Genomic DNA, 18,573 nt, shown 5'->3' with positions numbered 1-18,573 from the left:
GGTCAGCTCCTGACGAGGGTCGCGGCCGGGGCGGGCAGGCGTTCGGCGAGCGGGATCACCGTCGGGATCTCCTCCGGCGGCCGGCCGAGGAACACCCGCCGTACGACCCGCTCGGCGGCCAGGCCGTCGTCGAACTGGCAGAAACGGGACCGGAAGCCGGCCCGCAGCTGCCTGGACTCCGGGCCCAGGTAGGAGCCGTCGCGGAAGAGCCGGGCCAGCTCCTCCGGGGTGCGGGCGACCAGGCCCGGCGGCTCGGCCATCAGGTCGAAGTAGACGCCCCGGGTCTGCCGGTAGACCTCCCAGTCGTCGGCGTAGACGACGATCGGCCGGTCCAGGTTGGCGTAGTCGAACATGATGGAGGAGTAGTCGGTGATCAGCGCGTCCGCGGCCAGGCACACGTCCTCGGCGGAGCGGTGCGCGGTGACGTCGATGACCCGGCCGCTGCCCTGGCCGGCTCCCCGGTCGTAGAAGTAGTGCGCGCGCAGCAGGACGACGACGTCCTCGCCGGCCGCCTCGCAGAACGCCTCCAGGTCGAGCCCGGGCTCGAAACCGGTGTGGTGGTCGCGGTGGGTGGGGGCGTACAGCACGGCCGTCCTGCCGTCCGGGACGCCCAGCCTGCGGCGGGCCCGGACCACGTCGTGGGCGGTCGCGGTGTAGTAGACGTCGTTGCGCGGATAGCCGTACTCCAGCGTCCGGTACGAGCCGGGGAAGGCGCGCTCCCACGTCTGGGTGGAGTGGCGGTTGGCGGAGAGGTTGAAGTCCCAGCGGTCGACGCGGCCGAGCAGCCTGGTGAAGCTGCCGGTCTGCGCGGCGACCACCGGGTACGCCGACTGGTCGGTGCCCATCCTCTTCAGCGGGGTGCCGTGCTGCGTCTGGACGTGGATACTGCCGGGCCGCTTGACGACCCCCTCGGCGAAGTTGGCGTTGTTGACGAGGTACTTGGCGCGGGCCAGCACCTGCCAGTAACGGCGGCTGCCGATCACCGCGTACTCGACGTCGTTCGGCACGGTGTGCTCCTGACCCGCCTCGACCAGGAACACCGAGCGGATGTGCGGGGCGAGTTCGCGGGCCACGGCGTGGATCGCGGCCGGGTTGCAGACGTAACCGCGCCCCCAGTACGCGCAGTACACGGCGAGGTCCGCGTCCAGCGGGCGGCGCAGGTCGAGGGCGTACCGCAGCCGGGTGAGCGGCATGCGCGGCCGGGGCAGCCGCCCGGCCGCCCCGGCCGCGATCCGGTTGGCGCCGCGCAGCATCCGGAACGCCGTGTACGCGCCCGCCGCGAGCAGCCGGTGCTGCACCCCCACGCTTCCGCCCGGCATCCGGAACCCGTCCGGCCGGTGCGCGCGGTGCAGCCTGGCCGCCCGCCGGAAGAACGCCCGGTGCCCGGCCGGCATCCGGTCCGGCCGCGCGGCCGTCTTCAGCACCACCCCGAAGACCTGCTCGAACAGCGCCCGCGCCCGCTCGCCGGGCAGCGCGGCGGCCCGCTCCAGCACCAGCTCCACCTGGTCGAGGAGTTCTTGCTGATGCGGTCCGGGCAGGTTCAGCCGGCTGCCCTGCCGACGCAGCCGGTGCCGTACGACCACCGAGCGCAGCACCGCGATCCGCTCGGCGGCGACGGTGGTCAGGCCGCCCCAGCCGAGGTCCGTGAAGTGCCCGTCCGGAAAGCTCAGCCGCCGTTCGGCCAGGAAGGCACGGCGATAGACCGCGCTCCACGCCGGCAGTGCCACGCCGGTCAGCCGGGGCGCCCGGTCCGGGGTGAACGCGCCGTTCGGGACGCCCGCCAGCAAGGGCGCCGCCGGGTTCGTCGGCTCGCCCTCCCACCAGGGCGTCCGCTCGTGCTCGGCATACAGGACGTCGACGTCACCGGTCTCGGCGAGCCGGGCGTCGAGCAGCGCCAGCGCGCCCGGCACCAGCACGTCGTCACCGTCGAGGAAGAGCAGGTACGTGCCGTTCGCCGCCCGCATCCCGGTGTTCCGGGCCCCGCTCAGCCCGGCCGACGGCGGGGAGTGCGCCGGGACCACCCGGGAGTCCCGCTCGGCGTAGGCGGCGGCGACCGAGGCGGCCGGGGCGTCGGCCGCGTCGCAGACCGGGATCAGCTCCAGGTCGCCGAAGGACTGGGCGAGGACCGAGTCCAGCGCCTGGGACAGCCGGCCGGCGACCCCGTGGGACGGGACGATGATGCTGAAGCGGGTCATGCTGCTCTTTCTCAGGTGTGCATGCGGCCCGGCCTTCCCGTCGGTCGCCAGGTGGACGGCCGGGACGGAGTGGGCCGCGAGGTGTTCGGGGGCATGAGGGAACTCCCTGCAAGGCAAACGGCGTTCAGCGGCTCTCGGTGACGGGCAGATGGCCGGAAGGTTGCGGAACGGTGGCCAGCGGGGAGTGGGCGAGCCCTGCGGCCGCCGAGGGCACGGGGTGCCGCTGCTCCAACGGGATGAACTCCGGCAGCCCGGCCGGCTCGCCGAGCACCACATGCCGGACGACCCGCTCGGCGGCGCGCCCGTCGTCGTACCGGCAGAACCGCTCGCGGAACGCGGCGCGCAGCTGGGCGGAGCGGGAGCCGCGCCAGTGGCCGGTCGCGAAGATGTCGATCAGTTCGTCCTCGGTGCGGGCGACCGCGCCGGGCGGGCTGGAGCGCAGGTCGAAGTAGGTGCCGCGGGCCGCGTGGTAGGCGTCCCAGTCCTCGGTGTGCACGACGATCGGCCGGTCCAGGTTGGCGTAGTCGAACATCAGGGAGGAGTAGTCGGTGACCAGCGCGTCCGCGGCCAGGCAGAGGGACTCCACGCTGGGGTGGTCGCTGACGTCGATCACCCGGTCCCCGGACGCCAACGGGCCGCCGTGCCAGTAGTGGGCGCGGGCCAGGATCACGAAGCGCGGGCCGAGGCGGCGCACGATCCGGTCCAGGTCGAGGGCGGGGCGCTGGGTGCGCCGGTAGTCGCGGTGGGTGGGCGCGTAGAGGAGGGCGACCGACCCTTCGGGGACGCCGAGCGACTCGCGGATCCGGGTGACGTCGGCCGAGGTGGCCTGCTGGAAGACGTCGTTGCGCGGGTAGCCGTATTCGAGGGTCCGGTATCCGCCGGGGTAGACGCGTTCCCAGGTCAGGGTGGTGTGCCGGTTCGCGGACAGGACGTAGTCCCACTTGTCGACGCCCCGCAGGAGCTCCTCGAAGTCCATGTCGGCGGCGGCCGCCGGGTGTTCCTGGAGGTCCAGGCCCATGTGCTTGAGGGGGGTGCCGTGCTGGGTCTGCACGAACACCTGGCCGGGGCGCTTGCGCAGCCGCCGGTCGAAGTTGACGTTGTTGACCAGGTACTTGGAGCGGGCCAGCGCCGTCCAGTAGCCGAAGGTGCCCGGCCGCAGCCGGCGCGGGCCCGGCGGGATCGTGTGGTGGTGTTCCGGACGGGCGATCCAGGCGGTGCGGATGTGCGGGGCGTGGGTGCGGAACGCCTTCTCCAGCGCGCCCGGGTTGCAGCCGTGGCCGCGGTTCCAGTAGGCGGCGAAGACCGCGCGGTCGGCGCGCAGCGGGAGCCGCAGCTGGATGCGGTAGTGCAGCTGGAGCAGGGCCGAGCGCAGGCCGCGGACGGACTTGGCGCCGGCCTTGAGGGCGCGGCGGCGGGCGGACATCGCCAGCTGGAGGGCGCGGTAGGTGCGGTGCAGGCCGTAGTGGACGAGAGCGTGCCGGAGCCGGGTGCGGAGCGGGATTTTCGAGCCCCCCGCGTGATAGCGCCGGTAGTGGGCGCGGGCCGTGCGCAGGAACTCGGCACGGCTGCCCTTCGGGAGCCGGTCCTTCCTGGTGAACACCGTCGAGAAGTGGTCGACCATCCGGCGGAACAACACCGGCCGCCAGCGCGCCAGTTCGGGCCGCTCCTCGATGAACGCGAAGACCCGGTCGTACTGGTCGAAGACGTCGAAGTGCCGGCGGCTCCTGGTGCCGAGGATGCTGCCCTGCCGCCGCTGCCGGTAGTGCACACAGACCCGGTCGAGGGTCGCGATCGACCCGGCGGCCATCAGGGCCGGGTAGGTCCAGGGGGTGTCCTCGTAGTAGCCGGGCGGGAAGGCGAGGCCGTTCTTCTCGACGAACTCCCGCCGGTACGCCTTGTTCCAGGCCACCATCAGCACCCGCAGCAGACCCGGCCGGTCCTCGAGACGGAACGGCGCCGGGCCCTGCTCGGTCAGATGCAGCGCGACCTTGTTGCGCTCCGCCCGGCCCGTCCAGAACGTTCGCGCGTAGTCGTACACGAGCACGTCCGGGTCGCCGGTCTCCTTGATCCGGTCGGCGATCGCCCGCAGCGCGTCCGGCGTCAGCGTGTCGTCGCTGTCCAGGAAGAGCAGGTAGTCGCCGCGCGCCTGCGCCAGCCCCGCGTTGCGGGCGCCGCCCAGGCCCTGGTTCTCCGGCAGGTGCAGGGCCTTCACACGCGCGTCCCGGGCCGCGTACTCGTCGATGATCGTGCCGCAGGCGTCCGGTGAGCAGTCGTCGACGGCGATCAGTTCCAGATCGGGGTACGACTGGGAGAGCACCGAGTCCAGGCACTCGGGCAGATACGCCTGGACCTGGTACGCGGGGACAATGACACTGAACCTGGGCAAGGGACATCCATGGGTCGGTCGGCGCGGGCGTTCTGCCCGGGAACGGCCAATGGAGTGATTCGGTTACGGTTCGCTACGTCATGTGGGTTACGTTCCGTGAGCGGACAGGGGCGAGCCGAAGCCCGACTCGCCCCTCTGGAAGGCCCCTTGCGTGGTCTAGTGCGGTTATTTGACCGCGCCCGCCATCACCCCCGACACGAACTGCCGCTGGAACGCGAAGAACACGGCCAGCGGGATCACCATCGAGATGAACGCGCCGGGCGCCAGGACGTCGACGTTGTTGCCGAACTGGCGTACCTGGGTCTGGAGCGCGACCGTGATCGGCTGGGTGCCCGACTTGGTGAACACCAGCGCGACCAGCATGTCGTTCCACACCCACAGGAACTGGAAGATGCCCAGGCTCGCGATCGCCGGCCCGCCGAGCGGCATCACCACCCTGGTGAACACGCGCAGTTCACCGGCGCCGTCGAGACGGGCCGCCTCCAGCAGCTCCCGCGGGATCTCCGCGAAGAAGTTCCGCAGCAGGAACACCGCGAACGGCAGCCCGAAGCCGACATGGAAGAGGATCACCCCGAAGATCGTCCCGAACAGGCCGATCTTCCCGAAGAGTTCGGCGATCGGGATCAGCGCCACCTGGACCGGCACGACCAGCAGACTGACCACGATCAGGAACCACCAGTCCCGGCCCGGGAACTCCATCCACGCGAACGCGTATCCCGCCAACGCCCCGATGATCACGACCAGGACCGTCGCCGGGACGGTGATCAGCACCGTGTTCCAGAGGGAGTTGGTGATGTCGCTGTTCTCCAGGAGCTTCTGGTAACTGTCGAACGTCAGCTGGGACGGCTTGCCGAACACGTGCCACCAGCCGCTCGCGCTCATGTCGTCCGGCGACCGCAGCGAGGAGGCGAGCAGCCCGATCGTCGGCACCAGCCAGAACAGGGCGACGACGATCAGGAAGACGCGGACCAGACCGCCGTTGATCTTCGCCAGCAGCCAGCTCATCGCCGCTCCTCCCGCCGCAGCCTGCGCACGTTGAACCACATCACCGGGATCACGAGCAGCAGCAGGAACACCGCGATCGCGCTCGCGATGCCCGGCTGGCCCTCCGAGAAGCCCTTGCGGTACAGCTCCAGGGCGAGCACGTTCGCGTCGTCCTGCGAGGAGCCCGGCGCGATGATGTACACGAGGTCGAAGACCTTCAGCACGTTGATCATCAGGGTGACGGTGACCACCGCCAGGACCGGCGCCAGGAGCGGCACGGTGACCTTGCGGAACACCTGCCACTCGGTGGCCCCGTCGACCCGCGCCGCCTCGAGCAGCTCCCGGGGCACGCCCGCGAGCCCGGCCGCGATCAGCACCATCGCGAAGCCCGCCCACATCCAGACGTACGACCCGATGATGGCCGGAGTCACCAGGGACGGGCCGAGCCAGTCGACGCCGTTGTACGGCTGCTTGAAGTTGCTCGCGGGCAGCCGGAGCTGGGCCCCGTCGGCGGCGGCGGGCAGGGTGAAGGTGCCGTCGGCGGCGGCCTTCACGGACGCCACCACCTTGCCGTTCTTCACCGCCTCGACGCGCATCCCGTCGTAGCCGAGCTCGGACGGGTCGGGGGCGCCCAACTTGCCGACGCCCTTGCCGCGGGTGAAGTCCTGCCAGGTGGTACCGGTGATCTTCCCCGGGTCGGACTTCGCCGCCACGGCCTTCTTCGCGCCGTCGGGCAGCTGGTCGGGGGCGACACCGACGAGCGGGAGCGTGACGGTCTCGCCGGTGTGGACGGTGGCCTTGGTGATGAAGCCGCCCTGATCCGCCTTCAGGGGCGACTCGCGGCCCAGGTGGGCGTTGGGGAACGCGGAGGACTGGGCGAAGGTGTCGTGGATGCCGACCCAGACCGCGTTGGCGACCCCCTTGTCCGGGTCCTGGTCGTAGACGAGACGGAAGATGATCCCGGCGGCCAGCATCGAGATCGCCATCGGCATGAAGACGACCAACTTGAACGCCGTGCCCCAGCGCACCCGTTCGGTCAGCACCGCGAAGATCAGGCCGAGGGCGGTGGAGACCGTCGGCGCGAACACCACCCAGATCACGTTGTTCTTCAGGGCGGTACGGATGCCGTCGTCCGTGAAGATCGCCTTGTAGTTGTCGAAGCCGGCGAAACCGTCGCCGTTCGCGTTGTAGAAGCTGCGGATCAGCGAGTACCCGATCGGGTAGACCACGAGCGCGCCGAGCAGCACCAGGGCCGGGAGGAGGAAGAGCACCGCCACGGTCCTGCGGGTGCCGGTCACGCTCTTGCGGTGGCCAGGAGGAGAAGCGGGGGCCGTGGCTGCGGGTGCGGCCATCGCCGGGTCAGCTTCCGCTGCCGTAGGCGGCCGCCGCGTCCTTCTCCAGCTTCGCCTGGGTGCCCGCGACGTCCGTCGGGTTCTGCAGGAAGTCCTGGAGATCCTTCCACTCGCCCTTGCCCGGGGTACCGCCGAACGCCTGCGGGGCCTGGTCGGACATGTCGAAGCGGAAGTCGTCACCGGACGCGATCAGGGACTTGGCGATCGTGCGCTGCACCTCGTTCGGGTAGGCCGAGTTCGGCACGCTCTTGTTCGGCGAGAGGTAGCCGCCGAGCTTCGCCTGGATCGTCGCCGCGTCCGGGGAGGCCAGGAACTTCGCCAGCGCCTGGGCGCCCTTGGAGTCCTTGAAGATGACCGCCGCGTCACCGCCGGAGACCACGGGCGCGGTCGAGCCGACGGCCGGGAACGGGAACACCTTCGCGTCCGTGCCCACCTTCGCCTTGGTCTCACCGATGTTGACCTGCACGAAGTCGCCCTCGTACACCATGGCCGCCTTCGGCTGGTCGCCGCCGGTGAAGGTCTGGGTGACCGAGGCCGGGAACTCCGTCTGCAGCGCGCCGGACGCGTTGCCCGCGACGTACCCCTTCTTGCCCCAGATCTGGGCCAGCGTCGTCAGCGCCTGCTTGACGCTCGGATCGGTCCACTTGATCTTGTGCTGGGCGAGCTGGTCGTACTTCTCCGGGCCCGCCTGGGAGAGGTAGACGTTCTCGAACCAGTCGGTCAGCGTCCAGCCGTCGGCGCCGCCGACCGAGAACGGGGTGACGCCCGAGTCGTACACCGCCTGCGCCGTCGTCAGCAGCTCCTGCCAGGTCTTGGGCTCCTTGGCGCCCGCGTTCTCGAAGACCTTGGCGTTGTACCAGACCAGCGACTTGTTGGCGGCCTTGTAGTAGACGCCGTACTGCTTGCCGTCGACCTTGCCGATGTCCTGCCAGCCCTGCGAGTAGTTCTTCTGCACTTCCGTGAGCGTGTCCGCGTCGAGCGGCTTCGCCCAGCCCTTCTGCACGGCCTGCTTGATCGCGCCGGGCTGCGGCAGCAGCGCGATGTCCGGCGGCTGACCGCCCGCGATCTTAGACCCCAGGAAGTTGATGATCGGGTCCTGGGCGGGCACGAAGGTGACCTTCGCGCCGGTGCGCTTCTCGAACTCCGCGAGCACCTGCTTGAAGTTCTTCTGCTCCTGCCCGGTCCAGACGGCGGCCACTTCGAGGGTGGTGCCGTCGAGCTTCGGCAGGGTGAGGGTGCTGGTCTGGGTGGCGCCCGTGCTGTTGCCGCCGTCGGGCTTCTTGTCGTTGCCTCCGCACGCGGTGAGTGCGAGGGATCCCGCGAGCAGGGCGGCGAGTGTGGTGAGGGCCCTGTGTGTCCGGATGGTGTTGCTCATAGCGCGCATCACTTCCCCGTTCGTCGTTCCTCGTTGAACGTCAGAACTCTGTGCCGTGCGCTCCGGTGTACGCGGGCGCCGCGTACGCGGCAAGTGGGCCGACAGGTCAGCGCCGGGGATCGTGATCGCGTCGTGATGGGTGACCGGCGGCCTCGTCCTCGAAACTCCCCCGGAGGGGAGGTACCCCCGGACGGGCTGAGAGGGGTGCCCTCGCTCACAGAAGCGAAGGAACCTCCGCCGCCGAAACCTCCTTCGCCGCCCGCTCCACCGCGCTCGCCAGCAGGGCCAGGTCCGTCGGGCCGTTGCCCAGTTCGCGGACCGGGCGGCGGGCCGGGGGGTCGCCCATGCGGTGCCAGTCGAGGGGGACCACCGTGGGGCGCTGGGTCGCCGTGCGGGGGATACGGCCCGTGACGCGGCCCGTCTGGAACGCCGTGGTCCGGCCGTCCGGGGTGGCCAGACGGCCACGGCCCGGCGCCGGTTCGTCGGGGCCGCCGGCCGGGGTGTCCAGGGTGATGCGCAAAGTGGCCTGCCGGGCCGGTTCCGTCTCCGCCGTACGGCCGCCCGTGCCGGCCGCCGCGACCAGGTGCACGCCGAGCCGGTCGCCCTCCTTCGCCACCGCCTCCAGTGCCCGCATCACGGAACCGGCGGCCGGCCGGCCCGGTGAACCGAGGGCGGGGGAGACCAGGGCGTCCAGGTCGTCGACCACGACCACGAGACGGGGGAGCGGGGGCGGTGCCTCCGTACGCCCGCGGGCCGCGGCGCCGGCCGACGGGCGCAGGCGGATCGTCGAGCTCGGCGGGGCCTCTATGTCGGCTGCGCCCGAGGCGGCCGGACGGGCGCGCTGCGGGACGATACGGCCGGAGATCTCCCGCTGCGCGTGCCAGTCGGTGAAGTCGGAGCGGCCCAGCAGCTCGGCCCGCCGCTTCAGCTCGGCGCTCAGCGACTGCGCCAACTCCCGCATCCGCACCGGGTCGTTGGCGGTGAGGTGGGTCGTGACATGCGGTATGTCCGTACAGACCCGCAGGCCCTCGCCGTGCCCGGCACCGGTGCCGACGCCGTCGCGGCCGTCGATCAGGACGATCCCGAGCCGGTCGGGCCGCTCGGCGGCGGCCAGCGAGGCGACCGTCGACCGCAGCAGCTCCGTACGGCCGCTGCCGGGCGGGCCCTCGACCAGCACATGCGGTCCGTCGGCCACCAGGTCGGCGGTGAGCGGGCCGCGCGGTCCGGCGCCGAGCACCGCCCGGGCCCGGCCGCCCAGCGACTCGGTGTCGTCGGCCGCGTCCGCCCAGCGGGCCATCAGCGACGCCGGGGTGGCCCTGGCCAGCCCCAACTCGTCCAGCAGACGGGCGGACTGGGGGAGCGGGGCGGCCACGCGCGGGTGCCGGTCGCCGCCCGGGCCGTCGGGGCGCAGCGGGGCCAGCGCCCTCGCGAACCGCTCGGCCCAGGCGGGGGAGACCGCGTCCACCGCGGCCAGCGTGCCGGGGCCGACCGGGCCCGCGTGACCGGTGCCGACGTGGCCGGCGGAGACTCGCATGAGGTGCAGCGCCGTCGCCACGTCCCCGCTGAGCAGGGCGACCGCCCCGCACTCCCGGAACGTCGGCGTCACCGCGCACGCCTCCTCGTAGGTCCGGGAGACCGGCGAGGTGGACGAGGTGGGAGCCGTCTCCGCGAGGCAGATCACGTGCACCCCCGCACGGGGGCCGGCCACGGTCAGCCGCGCCACCGCCTCGCGCAGCGCGGAGCCGCCCGGATCGCCGTCCACGACGACGACCGTGTACGGCCCCGGGAAGCCGCCCCTGCCGTTGTCGTCGGCGCCGAGGTCGTCGCGGGCCCAGGAGGGGCGGTTGGCGGCTTCGGCGGGCGGGGTGTCCGCTGCCGTACGGGCGGGTGCGGGTGCGGGTGCGGGTGCCTGCGCCGGGGCCGGGCGGTCGGACGGGGTGGCCGGCCTGCGGGGGGCGGACAGCTCCTCCGTCCGCCGCAGCAGCTCCTCCACGCGGGCCGCCGCCTGCTCGCGGTCGTAGGCGAGCAGCAGGCGGCAGTCCTGGCTGTGCCCCGGTCGGACGTGCGGGAGCCAGCCGAGCCAGGACCACTCGGCCGTGCGCTCCTCCAGGGGGCGGGCCCGGTCCGCGCTGATCAGCACGATCTCCAGCAGGTCGGGCGAGTGCAGTGCGGCGAGCTGGGCCAGGACCGCGCGGGCGAGGCCGGCCAGGCGGGTGCGCGGGCCCGCCAGGCCGAGGGCACCGGACTCGCGCAGGTCTGCGGTGACCGGGACGGCGGGGAGCAGGCCCGAACCGTCGGGCGCCGAGCGGTCCGCCGTGCCCAGCCGGACGGTGAGCGTCTCCGGGTGGCCGGGGCCGCGCTCCCAGAGGCGGGGGCCGGGGCCGAGCGCGGTCAGCAGCAGGGCGGCGGGGTCGGGCCAGGTCTCGGGCTGGGCGGGAACTCCGACGGAAGCGGTGCCGCCGTCCTCCGCCGCGGTCTCGTCGTCGGCGGCCGACGGGGGCTCACCGCGCCCACCGGCCAGCCGCCGCGCCCAGGCTCCGAGCCCGCCGCGCCTGCGGGCACCGGGCAGGGCGGGGGCGTCGGTACCGCGGAGGGGGGTGCCCTTGCGCCTGCCGGAGGGGGCGGAGGCGTCGGTGGAGGTGTCGGCGAGGCCGCTGTCGTCGGTGGGGGCGGGGGCCGCGGGCCGGGTGGCGCCGGTACCTCTGGTGCTTCCGGTGCTTCCGGAGGAGCTCGGGCCGCCCAGGAGTCCGGATCGGCCGGCATGGGTGTCGCCCGGGCTGTGCTTCACGGCGGAGCCGCGTGCGGAGTCGTGTGCGGTGCCGGGGCCCTGCGCCGTGCTGGAGTTGTGTGCGGCTTCCGAGCCGTGGGACGGGACGGGGCCGTGCGCGGCGCCCGATCCGGGTGCGGCGCCGGAACCGCCGCGCGGGCCCGGCAGCGTGCCGTGATTGCCGGCCGACGGGTATCCGCGGCGGTCGACGTCGTCCCCTCGCCCGGCCGACGGCGGCTCGGTCCTGGGCCCGGCGACCGACGGGAGTTCGCCCGCGTGCCCGCCGTGCCCGCCGTGCCCGGTCGGTGGTCCGGTTTCCCGTCCGGTCCGCGCGGTCCGCGTGGTCCGTGGCGTTCCGTCCGCGCGGTCGGCCGCCGGCAGCCCGCCCCGGCTCTCGATCCTCGGCGCGTCCCCCTGTGCCGGTACGACCGGTGGCTCCACCGGGCCGTGCTCCTGGCCTCCGGCCGCCCCGCCCGCGGCTCCCCAGCCCGCGGTGCCGTAGGCGTGATGGGTGCGGCCCGCCGGAGCGGTCGTACCGCCCCCGGGGCCGGCGGAACCGCCGTCGTCGGGTCCCTCGCCCCCCGTCAGGACCCGCACGCACCCCTCTCCGTCGGGTGCCGTGGACACCCGGGCCCCCGGTCCCCCGGACGGCGTAAGCCGCAGGGCCGACTCCCCTATGCGCAGGAGCGAGCCCGGGGTGAGGCGGACCGGGTGGTCGGTGACACGGGTGCCGTCCAGGGCGGTGCCGTTGGTGGAGTGCAGGTCGGCGACCGAGACCCGGCCGTCCGCGGCGACCGTGACCGCGCAGTGCAGCCGGGAGACGTCCGGGTCGTCGAGCGGGACGTCGGCGTCGGCGGAGCGGCCGATGGTGATCTGGCCGCCGTGCAGCAGGTGGACCCCGCCCGCGTCCGGGCCGGCGATCACGTGCAGCTGGGTCGGGGCGTCGTCCAGCTCGGGGTGCGGCTCGGGGGCCGCGGGGGCGCCCAGGGACAGCACCGCGCCGTCGACCAGCGGGGGCTCGCCCAGGATGCGGCGGCGGGCGTCCAGCCGCTCCACCCCGGCGTACAGCACGACCGGGGCACCGCTCGGCTCACGGCCGCCCAGGCTGCCGTCCCCGGTGACCGCCGAGGCCAGCCCCGACGCCACCGCGGCCAGGTCCGTGCCCGCCGGCGCCGTGACCAGCACGTCGCGGCTCACGGCCCGGCCCCGCTGCGCGGCAGGGCCCAGCGGGTCTACGACGGTCAGCCGGATCTGCATCGCCGTCAGCGGTCCCTTCTGCGCGGGCGCGGAATTCCCCCCACCGCCACGAGCACGTCGGCCAGTTCTGCTGTCAAACGCATCCTCGCACCTGCCACTGACAACGCGCCCACGCCCCGATGGTAAGTGATCTTGATTGGTCAGCTCTGCCCCCAAAAGTGCCTGACCAATACCTTGCGGGCGATCACTTGAGATCGGTCACGTCCGAGCCCGGCAACCGGCGGACCGAAGCAAGCGTCTTTCCATCGAACGCACGCCGGAACGGCAACGTATGGGGATACGTCGGGACGCTTATCGCCTCCCTACCGGGGAGGGGGAAAGCACAGCCGGACGACAGCCCGGTCCCAGGCACCACGGCACTACAGTGGGTCGGACACATGGGTCGGAGACATTCAGCAAGCAGCAGGGAGTGCATGACGTGCGGCCGGTAGGCAGCAAGTACCTCCTGGAGGAGCCGCTGGGACGCGGCGCCACCGGTACCGTCTGGCGTGCCCGCCAGCGGGAGACCGCGGGCGCCGAGGCAGCCGTGGCCGGGCAGCCCGGCGAGACCGTCGCGATCAAGGTGCTCAAGGAAGAGCTCGCGAACGACTCCGACATCGTGATGCGCTTCCTGCGGGAGCGCTCCGTCCTGCTCCGGCTCACCCACCCGAACATCGTCCGGGTCCGGGACCTCGTTGTGGAGGGCGATCTCCTCGCCCTGGTCATGGACCTCGTCGACGGCCCCGACCTGCACCGCTACCTGCGTGAGAACGGCCCCTTCACGCCCGTGGCCGCCGCCCTGCTGACCGCCCAGGTCGCCGACGCGCTCGCCGCCAGCCACGCCGACGGCGTGGTGCACCGCGACCTGAAGCCGGCCAACGTGCTGCTCGCCCAGTACAACGGCCAGATGCACCCGATGCTGACCGACTTCGGCATCGCCCGCCTCGCCGACTCCCCGGGCCTGACCCGCACCCACGAGTTCGTCGGCACGCCCGCGTACATCGCCCCGGAGTCCGCCGAGGGCCGCCCGCAGACCTCCGCCGTCGACATCTACGGCGCCGGCATCCTGCTGTACGAGCTGGTCACCGGCCGTCCGCCGTTCTCCGGCGGCAGCGCCCTGGAAGTCCTCCACCAGCACCTCAGCGCCGAACCCCGCCGCCCCTCGACCGTCCCCGACCCGCTGTGGACGGTCATAGAACGCTGCCTGCGCAAGAACCCCGACGAACGCCCCAGTGCCGAGAACCTCGCGCGCGGCCTGCGGGTCGTCGCCGAGGGCGTCGGCGTGCACGCGAACTCCGCGCAGATCGCGGCGGCCGAGGGCGTCGGCGCGCTGCTCGCCCCCGACCCGGCGCCGACCGCCGTACCGGGCGCGGCCGACCCGACCCAGGTGCTGCCGAACACGGGCACGCCGATGGGGGCGTACGACCCGAACGCCGCGACCAGCGTCCTGCCGCACACCGGCGGGCCGGTGCCGTTCGGCGCCGCCGACCCGACCGCCGTGCTGCCGAACACCGGCGTGGCCGACCCTACGGCCGTGCTGCCGCCGATGCCCCAGGGCCAGCCGGGTCAGCCCGGCCAGCCCGGCCAGCAGCAGCCGGAACAGCCGCATCCCTGGCAGACCCAGCTCCGCGCGGCCCGCGACCGCAACGAGCAGACCCAGGTCCAGTACCTGGACCCGGGTGAGGACCCGCTGCGCCGCCGCCCGCAGCGGCAGGTGGCCCGGCCGCAGCAGCAGCCGCCGCGCCAGGCCCCGCAGCAGCAGCCGGTACGCCGGCCGCAGCCGCGAGGTCAGGGCGGACCGGGTGGGCAGGGCGGACCGGGTGGGTACGGGCAGCCGCCCGCCGGGTACGGCCAGCAGCAGCCGGCCGGCTACGGGCCGCAGCAGCCCGCCGGGTACGGCGGCGGCCGCCCGCAGCAGCAGTACGCCCCGCCGCAGCAGCCCCAGCAGCGCTACGCGCCCCCCGCCGAGCCTGAGCAGCGCGCCCCGCGCGAGCCGCGGCAGCGCAGCGCCAACCCGATGAAGATCCCCGGGCTCGGCTGCCTCAAGGGCTGCCTGTTCCTGGTCGTCATCCTGTTCGTCGCGGGCTGGCTGATCTGGGATCTGACCCCGGTGCACACGTGGGTCGGCGAGGGCAAGGGCTACTGGCACCAGCTGAAGGACTGGGCGACCTCGGTCAGCAACTTCATCGGCGACCTGGGCAACGGCTCCGGCAACTGACCGCGACTCTGGGGATTTGTCGACACCTGGCGGGTGATTTCCGCCTCCGTGGTGAAGGTTGGCTCATCGGACGCGTACTTTTGTCGGCAACACGCGTCTGTAGGAGCAGTCTTGGCACGGAAGATCGGCAGCCGGTACACCGCCAACCAGATCCTGGGGCGGGGCAGCGCCGGCACGGTGTGGCTGGGCGAGGGGCCGGAGGGGCCCGTCGCCATCAAGCTGCTGCGTGAGGATCTCGCGTCCGACGAGGAGCTGGTGGGCCGCTTCGTGCAGGAGCGCACGGCACTGCTGGGCCTTGAGCATCCCCACGTGGTGTCCGTCCGTGACCTCGTCGTCGACGGCAACGACCTCGCCCTCGTCATGGACCTGGTCCGGGGCACGGACCTGCGCACCCGTCTGGACCGGGAACGGCGGCTCGCGCCCGAGGCGGCCGTCGCGATCGTCGCGGACGTCGCGGACGGGCTGGCGGCGGCGCACGCGGCGGGGGTCGTCCACCGGGACGTGAAGCCGGAGAACGTCCTCCTCGACATGCAGGGCCCGCTGGGGCCGGGCGGCTCCCACCCGGCGCTGCTGACCGACTTCGGCGTCGCGAAGCTCATCGACTCCCCGAAGCGGACCCGCGCCACGAAGATCATCGGTACGCCGGACTACCTGGCCCCGGAGATCGTCGAGGGCCTGCCGCCCCGCGCCTCGGTGGACATCTACGCGCTCGCGACGGTCCTGTACGAGCTCCTCGCGGGCTTCACCCCCTTCGGCGGCGGCCACCCCGGAGCGGTGCTGCGCCGCCATGTGACCGAGACCGTCGTCCCGCTCCCCGGCATCCCCGAGGAGCTCTGGCAGCTGCTCGTCCAGTGCCTGGCGAAGGCGCCGGCCTCCCGGCTGCGGGCGTCCGAGCTGGCCGCGCGGCTGCGGGAGCAGCTGCCGATGCTGGCGGGGATGCCGCCGCTGGACGTCGACGAGCCGGAGACGGAGGCGGCGGAGGAGGCCGCCGAGGAGGCGGCCGCCGCCCCGGCCACGGAGGAGCAGCGGGTACGGCGCCGGGGGGCCGTCTCCCTGGTGCCGGGCGCGAAGCCGGACTCCAACCGGGACACGCACACGTCGATGCGGGTGCCGGGCCCCGACGAGCTGGCGGGCGGCGCCCGGGGCACGGCGCGGGCGCCTAGGGCGTCGGGGGCGCCGCGGCCGGGGTCGGCGCGGCATCGCGTGGCGGCTCGGCGACGCAGGGTGACGTTCGCGGTGGCGGGGGTGGTGGTGGCCGCGGTGGTGGGCGTCGGCGCGTGGCTGGCGACGTCGGGCGACGACTCGGCTCCGCCACAGGAGACACACAGCACGTCGACGCCGTGACCGTAGCGGCCGACCTATTGCCCACCCACCCGACTCGGCAGCCCACAAGCCCACCGCCACGGGGCTCCGCCCCGGAACCCGGTGAGGGACCTGGCGCCCGCCCGGCTCGCCCCCCTCGCGGAGCTGAGCGCGTGGGGGATGCCCGTCGGCCATCCTCGCTTGGCGGAGCCGTTACGCTGGAGGCGTGGCAGTCGTCGATGTATCCGAAGAGCTCAAGTCCCTCTCCTCGACCATGGAGTCGATCGAGGCCGTTCTGGACCTCGACAAGCTGAGGGCAGACATCGCCGTGCTCGAGGAGCAGGCGGCCGCGCCGTCCCTGTGGGACAACCCGGACGAGGCGCAGAAGATCACCAGCAAGCTGAGCCACCTGCAGGCCGAGGTCAGGAAGGCCGAGGGGCTGCGCGGGCGGATCGACGATCTTGCCGTGCTCTTCGAGATGGCCGAGGAGGAGGACGACCCGGACACCCGTGCCGAGGCCGAGTCCGAGCTCACCTCCGTCAAGAAGGCGCTGGACGAGATGGAGGTCCGGACGCTGCTGAGCGGTGAGTACGACGCCCGTGAGGCGCTCGTCAACATCCGCGCGGAGGCCGGTGGCGTCGACGCCGCCGACTTCGCCGAGAAGCTGCAGCGGATGTACCTGCGGTGGGCGGAGCAGAAGGGTTACAAGACCGAGCTCATCGAGACGTCGTACGCGGAAGAGGCCGGCATCAAGTCGACCACCTTCGCCGTGCAGGTGCCGTACGCCTACGGGACCCTCTCCGTGGAGCAGGGCACGCACCGGCTCGTCCGGATCTCGCCCTACGACAACCAGGGGCGCCGGCAGACCTCCTTCGCCGGGGTCGAGGTGCTCCCCGTGGTCGAGCAGACCGACCACATCGAGATCGACGAGTCCGAGCTGCGGGTCGACGTGTACCGGTCCTCCGGGCCCGGCGGCCAGGGCGTGAACACCACCGACTCGGCGGTGCGGCTGACTCACCTCCCCACCGGCATCGTCGTCTCCTGCCAGAACGAGCGCTCGCAGATCCAGAACAAGGCGACCGCGATGAACGTCCTCCAGGCCAAGCTCCTGGAGCGGCGCCGCCAGGAGGAGCAGGCCAGGATGGACGCCCTCAAGGGCGACGGCGGCAACTCCTGGGGCAACCAGATGCGGTCGTACGTCCTGCACCCGTACCAGATGGTCAAGGACCTGCGGACCGAGTACGAAGTGGGCAACCCCGAGGCCGTGTTCAACGGCGAGATCGACGGGTTCCTGGAGGCCGGAATTCGCTGGCGCAAGCAGCAGGAGAAGTAACTTTGTCGACTCGCCCACGCTGAGTCGGACTCCCTGGAACTGCCGCCCTCGTGGCGGCAGTTCTCGTTTGTCTGGGTTTTACGTCACACTCACATGCTTCAGGTCCCGGCATTGGGTGCGCAACTGGACATCGCGCCCGCAACGGCCTTGACGTTGCTTTGAAAAATGGGAAGGGTGAAGCGTGGCATGCGTATCTCTGGGGCGCATGTGAACCGGGGGGCTTGCACATCCGTAGCCTTCCCCGTCGATCACGGCCCCAGCGCCGCCATCCTGACGTTCAGCTACTGGGGGTAGCAACCAGATGACCAAGAAGACGCGGATCCGGGTCGCGCGGATAGCCGCCGGCGTCGTGATCGCCGCCGGCGCCTCGCTGACCGCGGCGGGCGCCGCCTCCGCCCTCTCCATCGGCGTCGAGGCCGACGAGACCGGCGTGCAGGTGAACGCCGACCTCGACGGCGATGACTCGCCCGCCCCGACCGACAGCTCCACCGAGATCCCGACCGGCCCGGCCTCGCCGACGGAGGAGCCGCCCTCCAGCACGCCGCCGAGCAGCGAGCCGCCCTCCGAGTCGAGCGCGCCCTCGGACGAGCCCACCCAGCCGACCGACGAGCCCACCGAGCCGACGGACGAGCCGACCACCGACAACCCGACCGACGGCAGCGGCACGGGCAGCAGCGGCGGCGGCAACAACACCGGCACCGACGGCAACTCGGGCACCTCCGCGCAGGAGGAGGGCACCTCCGCCCTCACCGACACCGGCTCGTCGAACACCGAGGCCCAGGGTGGCGGCGACCAGCTCGCCGAGACCGGTGCCGCGCAGACGACCTTCCTCATCGTCGGCGCCGCCACGATGATCGCCGGCGGTATCGGCTTCCGCATCCTGCCGCGCCTCATGGGCAGCCGCGGCGGCGCCGCCGCCTGACGGTAGCCGGCCGGTCACGGAGCGCGTGCGCACCGCACGGCGAAGGGCCCCGAGCAACAGCTCGGGGCCCTTCGGTCACTCTGTGCGAGCTTCGTGTCTGAGCTTCGCGATGGAGCTTCGTGTGTGAGCTTCGTTACGCGGTCTGGTGCGCCGCCAGCAGCGCCACCGCGGCGATCAGCACCGCCAGCAGCCCGATCAGCGCCATCGGGTTCAGACTGCCGAGGAAACTCTCCTGCTGAAGACGCTCGCGGTTGGCACGGCACACAGGGCACCGGCCTTCGCTCACGGGCGCCGCGCAGTTCGCGCACACCAACCGGTCGTACGTCATGCGCTCGCCCTCCTTGCACCGGCCATCGTCTACACAACGCTCCGCGGAACGAGAACGTTCCCCTCCCACTGTGCCAGGTTCCCCCGGAAAGAGCGCGGCCGTCCGTAGACCTCGCCCAGGCACTCCGGGGCACTCGGAGGAGACTGCCCCGGAACAAAACCGCACAAGCCTCACC

Annotated in this window: 11 protein-coding genes; 4 read left to right on the top strand and 7 right to left on the bottom strand. The window is 72.7% G+C overall.

The window, feature by feature from the left end; all coding sequences use genetic code 11:
* Nucleotides 1–2: 2 nt before the first annotated feature.
* From ACFWPS_RS19555 to ACFWPS_RS19530, 6 genes are all read right to left on the bottom strand, one after another.
* Complete coding sequence (locus tag ACFWPS_RS19555) at nucleotides 3–2,195, bottom strand: bifunctional glycosyltransferase family 2 protein/CDP-glycerol:glycerophosphate glycerophosphotransferase (protein WP_383706678.1); 2,193 nt, start codon at nucleotides 2,193–2,195, stop codon at nucleotides 3–5.
* A gap of 124 nt (nucleotides 2,196–2,319) precedes the next feature.
* Nucleotides 2,320–4,581 carry a CDP-glycerol glycerophosphotransferase family protein gene (locus ACFWPS_RS19550; protein ID WP_383706676.1) on the bottom strand — a complete coding sequence of 754 codons (2,262 nt, stop codon included), beginning with the start codon at nucleotides 4,579–4,581 and terminating at the stop codon, nucleotides 2,320–2,322.
* 165 nt (nucleotides 4,582–4,746) lie between these two features.
* Entirely contained in the window at nucleotides 4,747–5,586 is an 840-nt protein-coding gene (locus tag ACFWPS_RS19545) for a carbohydrate ABC transporter permease (protein WP_383706674.1), read from the bottom strand.
* Complete coding sequence (locus ACFWPS_RS19540) at nucleotides 5,583–6,917, bottom strand: carbohydrate ABC transporter permease (RefSeq protein WP_383706672.1); 1,335 nt, start codon at nucleotides 6,915–6,917, stop codon at nucleotides 5,583–5,585. The genes ACFWPS_RS19545 and ACFWPS_RS19540 overlap by 4 nt, the downstream gene beginning before the upstream one ends.
* Before the next feature lie 7 nt (nucleotides 6,918–6,924).
* Nucleotides 6,925–8,301 carry an ABC transporter substrate-binding protein gene (locus ACFWPS_RS19535; protein ID WP_383706671.1) on the bottom strand — a complete coding sequence of 459 codons (1,377 nt, stop codon included), beginning with the start codon at nucleotides 8,299–8,301 and terminating at the stop codon, nucleotides 6,925–6,927.
* A gap of 205 nt (nucleotides 8,302–8,506) precedes the next feature.
* On the bottom strand, nucleotides 8,507–12,316 hold the full coding sequence (locus tag ACFWPS_RS19530) for an FHA domain-containing protein (RefSeq protein ID WP_383706669.1): 3,810 nt from the start codon (nucleotides 12,314–12,316) through the stop codon (nucleotides 8,507–8,509).
* A gap of 418 nt (nucleotides 12,317–12,734) precedes the next feature.
* Here ACFWPS_RS19530 and ACFWPS_RS19525 point away from each other — a divergent pair, with 418 nt between their 5' ends.
* From ACFWPS_RS19525 to ACFWPS_RS19510, 4 genes are all read left to right on the top strand, one after another.
* Nucleotides 12,735–14,513 carry a serine/threonine-protein kinase gene (locus tag ACFWPS_RS19525; protein ID WP_383706667.1) on the top strand — a complete coding sequence of 593 codons (1,779 nt, stop codon included), beginning with the start codon at nucleotides 12,735–12,737 and terminating at the stop codon, nucleotides 14,511–14,513.
* 111 nt (nucleotides 14,514–14,624) lie between these two features.
* The gene (locus ACFWPS_RS19520) at nucleotides 14,625–15,857 is read left to right on the top strand and encodes a serine/threonine-protein kinase (RefSeq protein ID WP_383706665.1); all 1,233 of its coding nucleotides are present in this window, start codon (nucleotides 14,625–14,627) and stop codon (nucleotides 15,855–15,857) included.
* Between the two features lie 184 nt (nucleotides 15,858–16,041).
* The gene (gene prfB / locus ACFWPS_RS19515) at nucleotides 16,042–17,148 is read left to right on the top strand and encodes a peptide chain release factor 2 (protein ID WP_383706663.1); all 1,107 of its coding nucleotides are present in this window, start codon (nucleotides 16,042–16,044) and stop codon (nucleotides 17,146–17,148) included.
* A 301-nt stretch (nucleotides 17,149–17,449) separates the two neighbouring features.
* Nucleotides 17,450–18,070 carry a hypothetical protein gene (locus ACFWPS_RS19510; RefSeq protein ID WP_383706661.1) on the top strand — a complete coding sequence of 207 codons (621 nt, stop codon included), beginning with the start codon at nucleotides 17,450–17,452 and terminating at the stop codon, nucleotides 18,068–18,070.
* Between the two features lie 133 nt (nucleotides 18,071–18,203).
* Here ACFWPS_RS19510 and ACFWPS_RS19505 read toward each other — a convergent pair whose 3' ends face one another.
* Nucleotides 18,204–18,398, bottom strand: coding sequence for a hypothetical protein (locus tag ACFWPS_RS19505; protein WP_383706659.1), 195 nt, complete (start codon nucleotides 18,396–18,398; stop codon nucleotides 18,204–18,206).
* Nucleotides 18,399–18,573 lie beyond the last annotated feature (175 nt).

It is taken from the genome of Streptomyces sp. NPDC058457 (genome assembly GCF_042720695.1).
GTDB lineage: Bacteria > Actinomycetota > Actinomycetes > Streptomycetales > Streptomycetaceae > Streptomyces.
This window is presented reverse-complemented; position numbering and strand designations above follow the sequence as displayed.

What these genes read in the sequence shown, in the direction of transcription:
- ACFWPS_RS19510 (WP_383706661.1), top strand. Translation starts at nt 17,450, where the DNA reads ATGACCAAGAAGACGCGGATCCGGGTCGCGCGGATAGCCGCCGGCGTC.
- ACFWPS_RS19540 (WP_383706672.1), bottom strand. Translation starts at nt 6,917, where the DNA reads ATGGCCGCACCCGCAGCCACGGCCCCCGCTTCTCCTCCTGGCCACCGC.
- ACFWPS_RS19535 (WP_383706671.1), bottom strand. Translation starts at nt 8,301, where the DNA reads ATGCGCGCTATGAGCAACACCATCCGGACACACAGGGCCCTCACCACA.
- ACFWPS_RS19545 (WP_383706674.1), bottom strand. Translation starts at nt 5,586, where the DNA reads ATGAGCTGGCTGCTGGCGAAGATCAACGGCGGTCTGGTCCGCGTCTTC.
- ACFWPS_RS19555 (WP_383706678.1), bottom strand. Translation starts at nt 2,195, where the DNA reads ATGACCCGCTTCAGCATCATCGTCCCGTCCCACGGGGTCGCCGGCCGG.
- ACFWPS_RS19530 (WP_383706669.1), bottom strand. Translation starts at nt 12,316, where the DNA reads ATGCAGATCCGGCTGACCGTCGTAGACCCGCTGGGCCCTGCCGCGCAG.
- ACFWPS_RS19505 (WP_383706659.1), bottom strand. Translation starts at nt 18,398, where the DNA reads ATGACGTACGACCGGTTGGTGTGCGCGAACTGCGCGGCGCCCGTGAGC.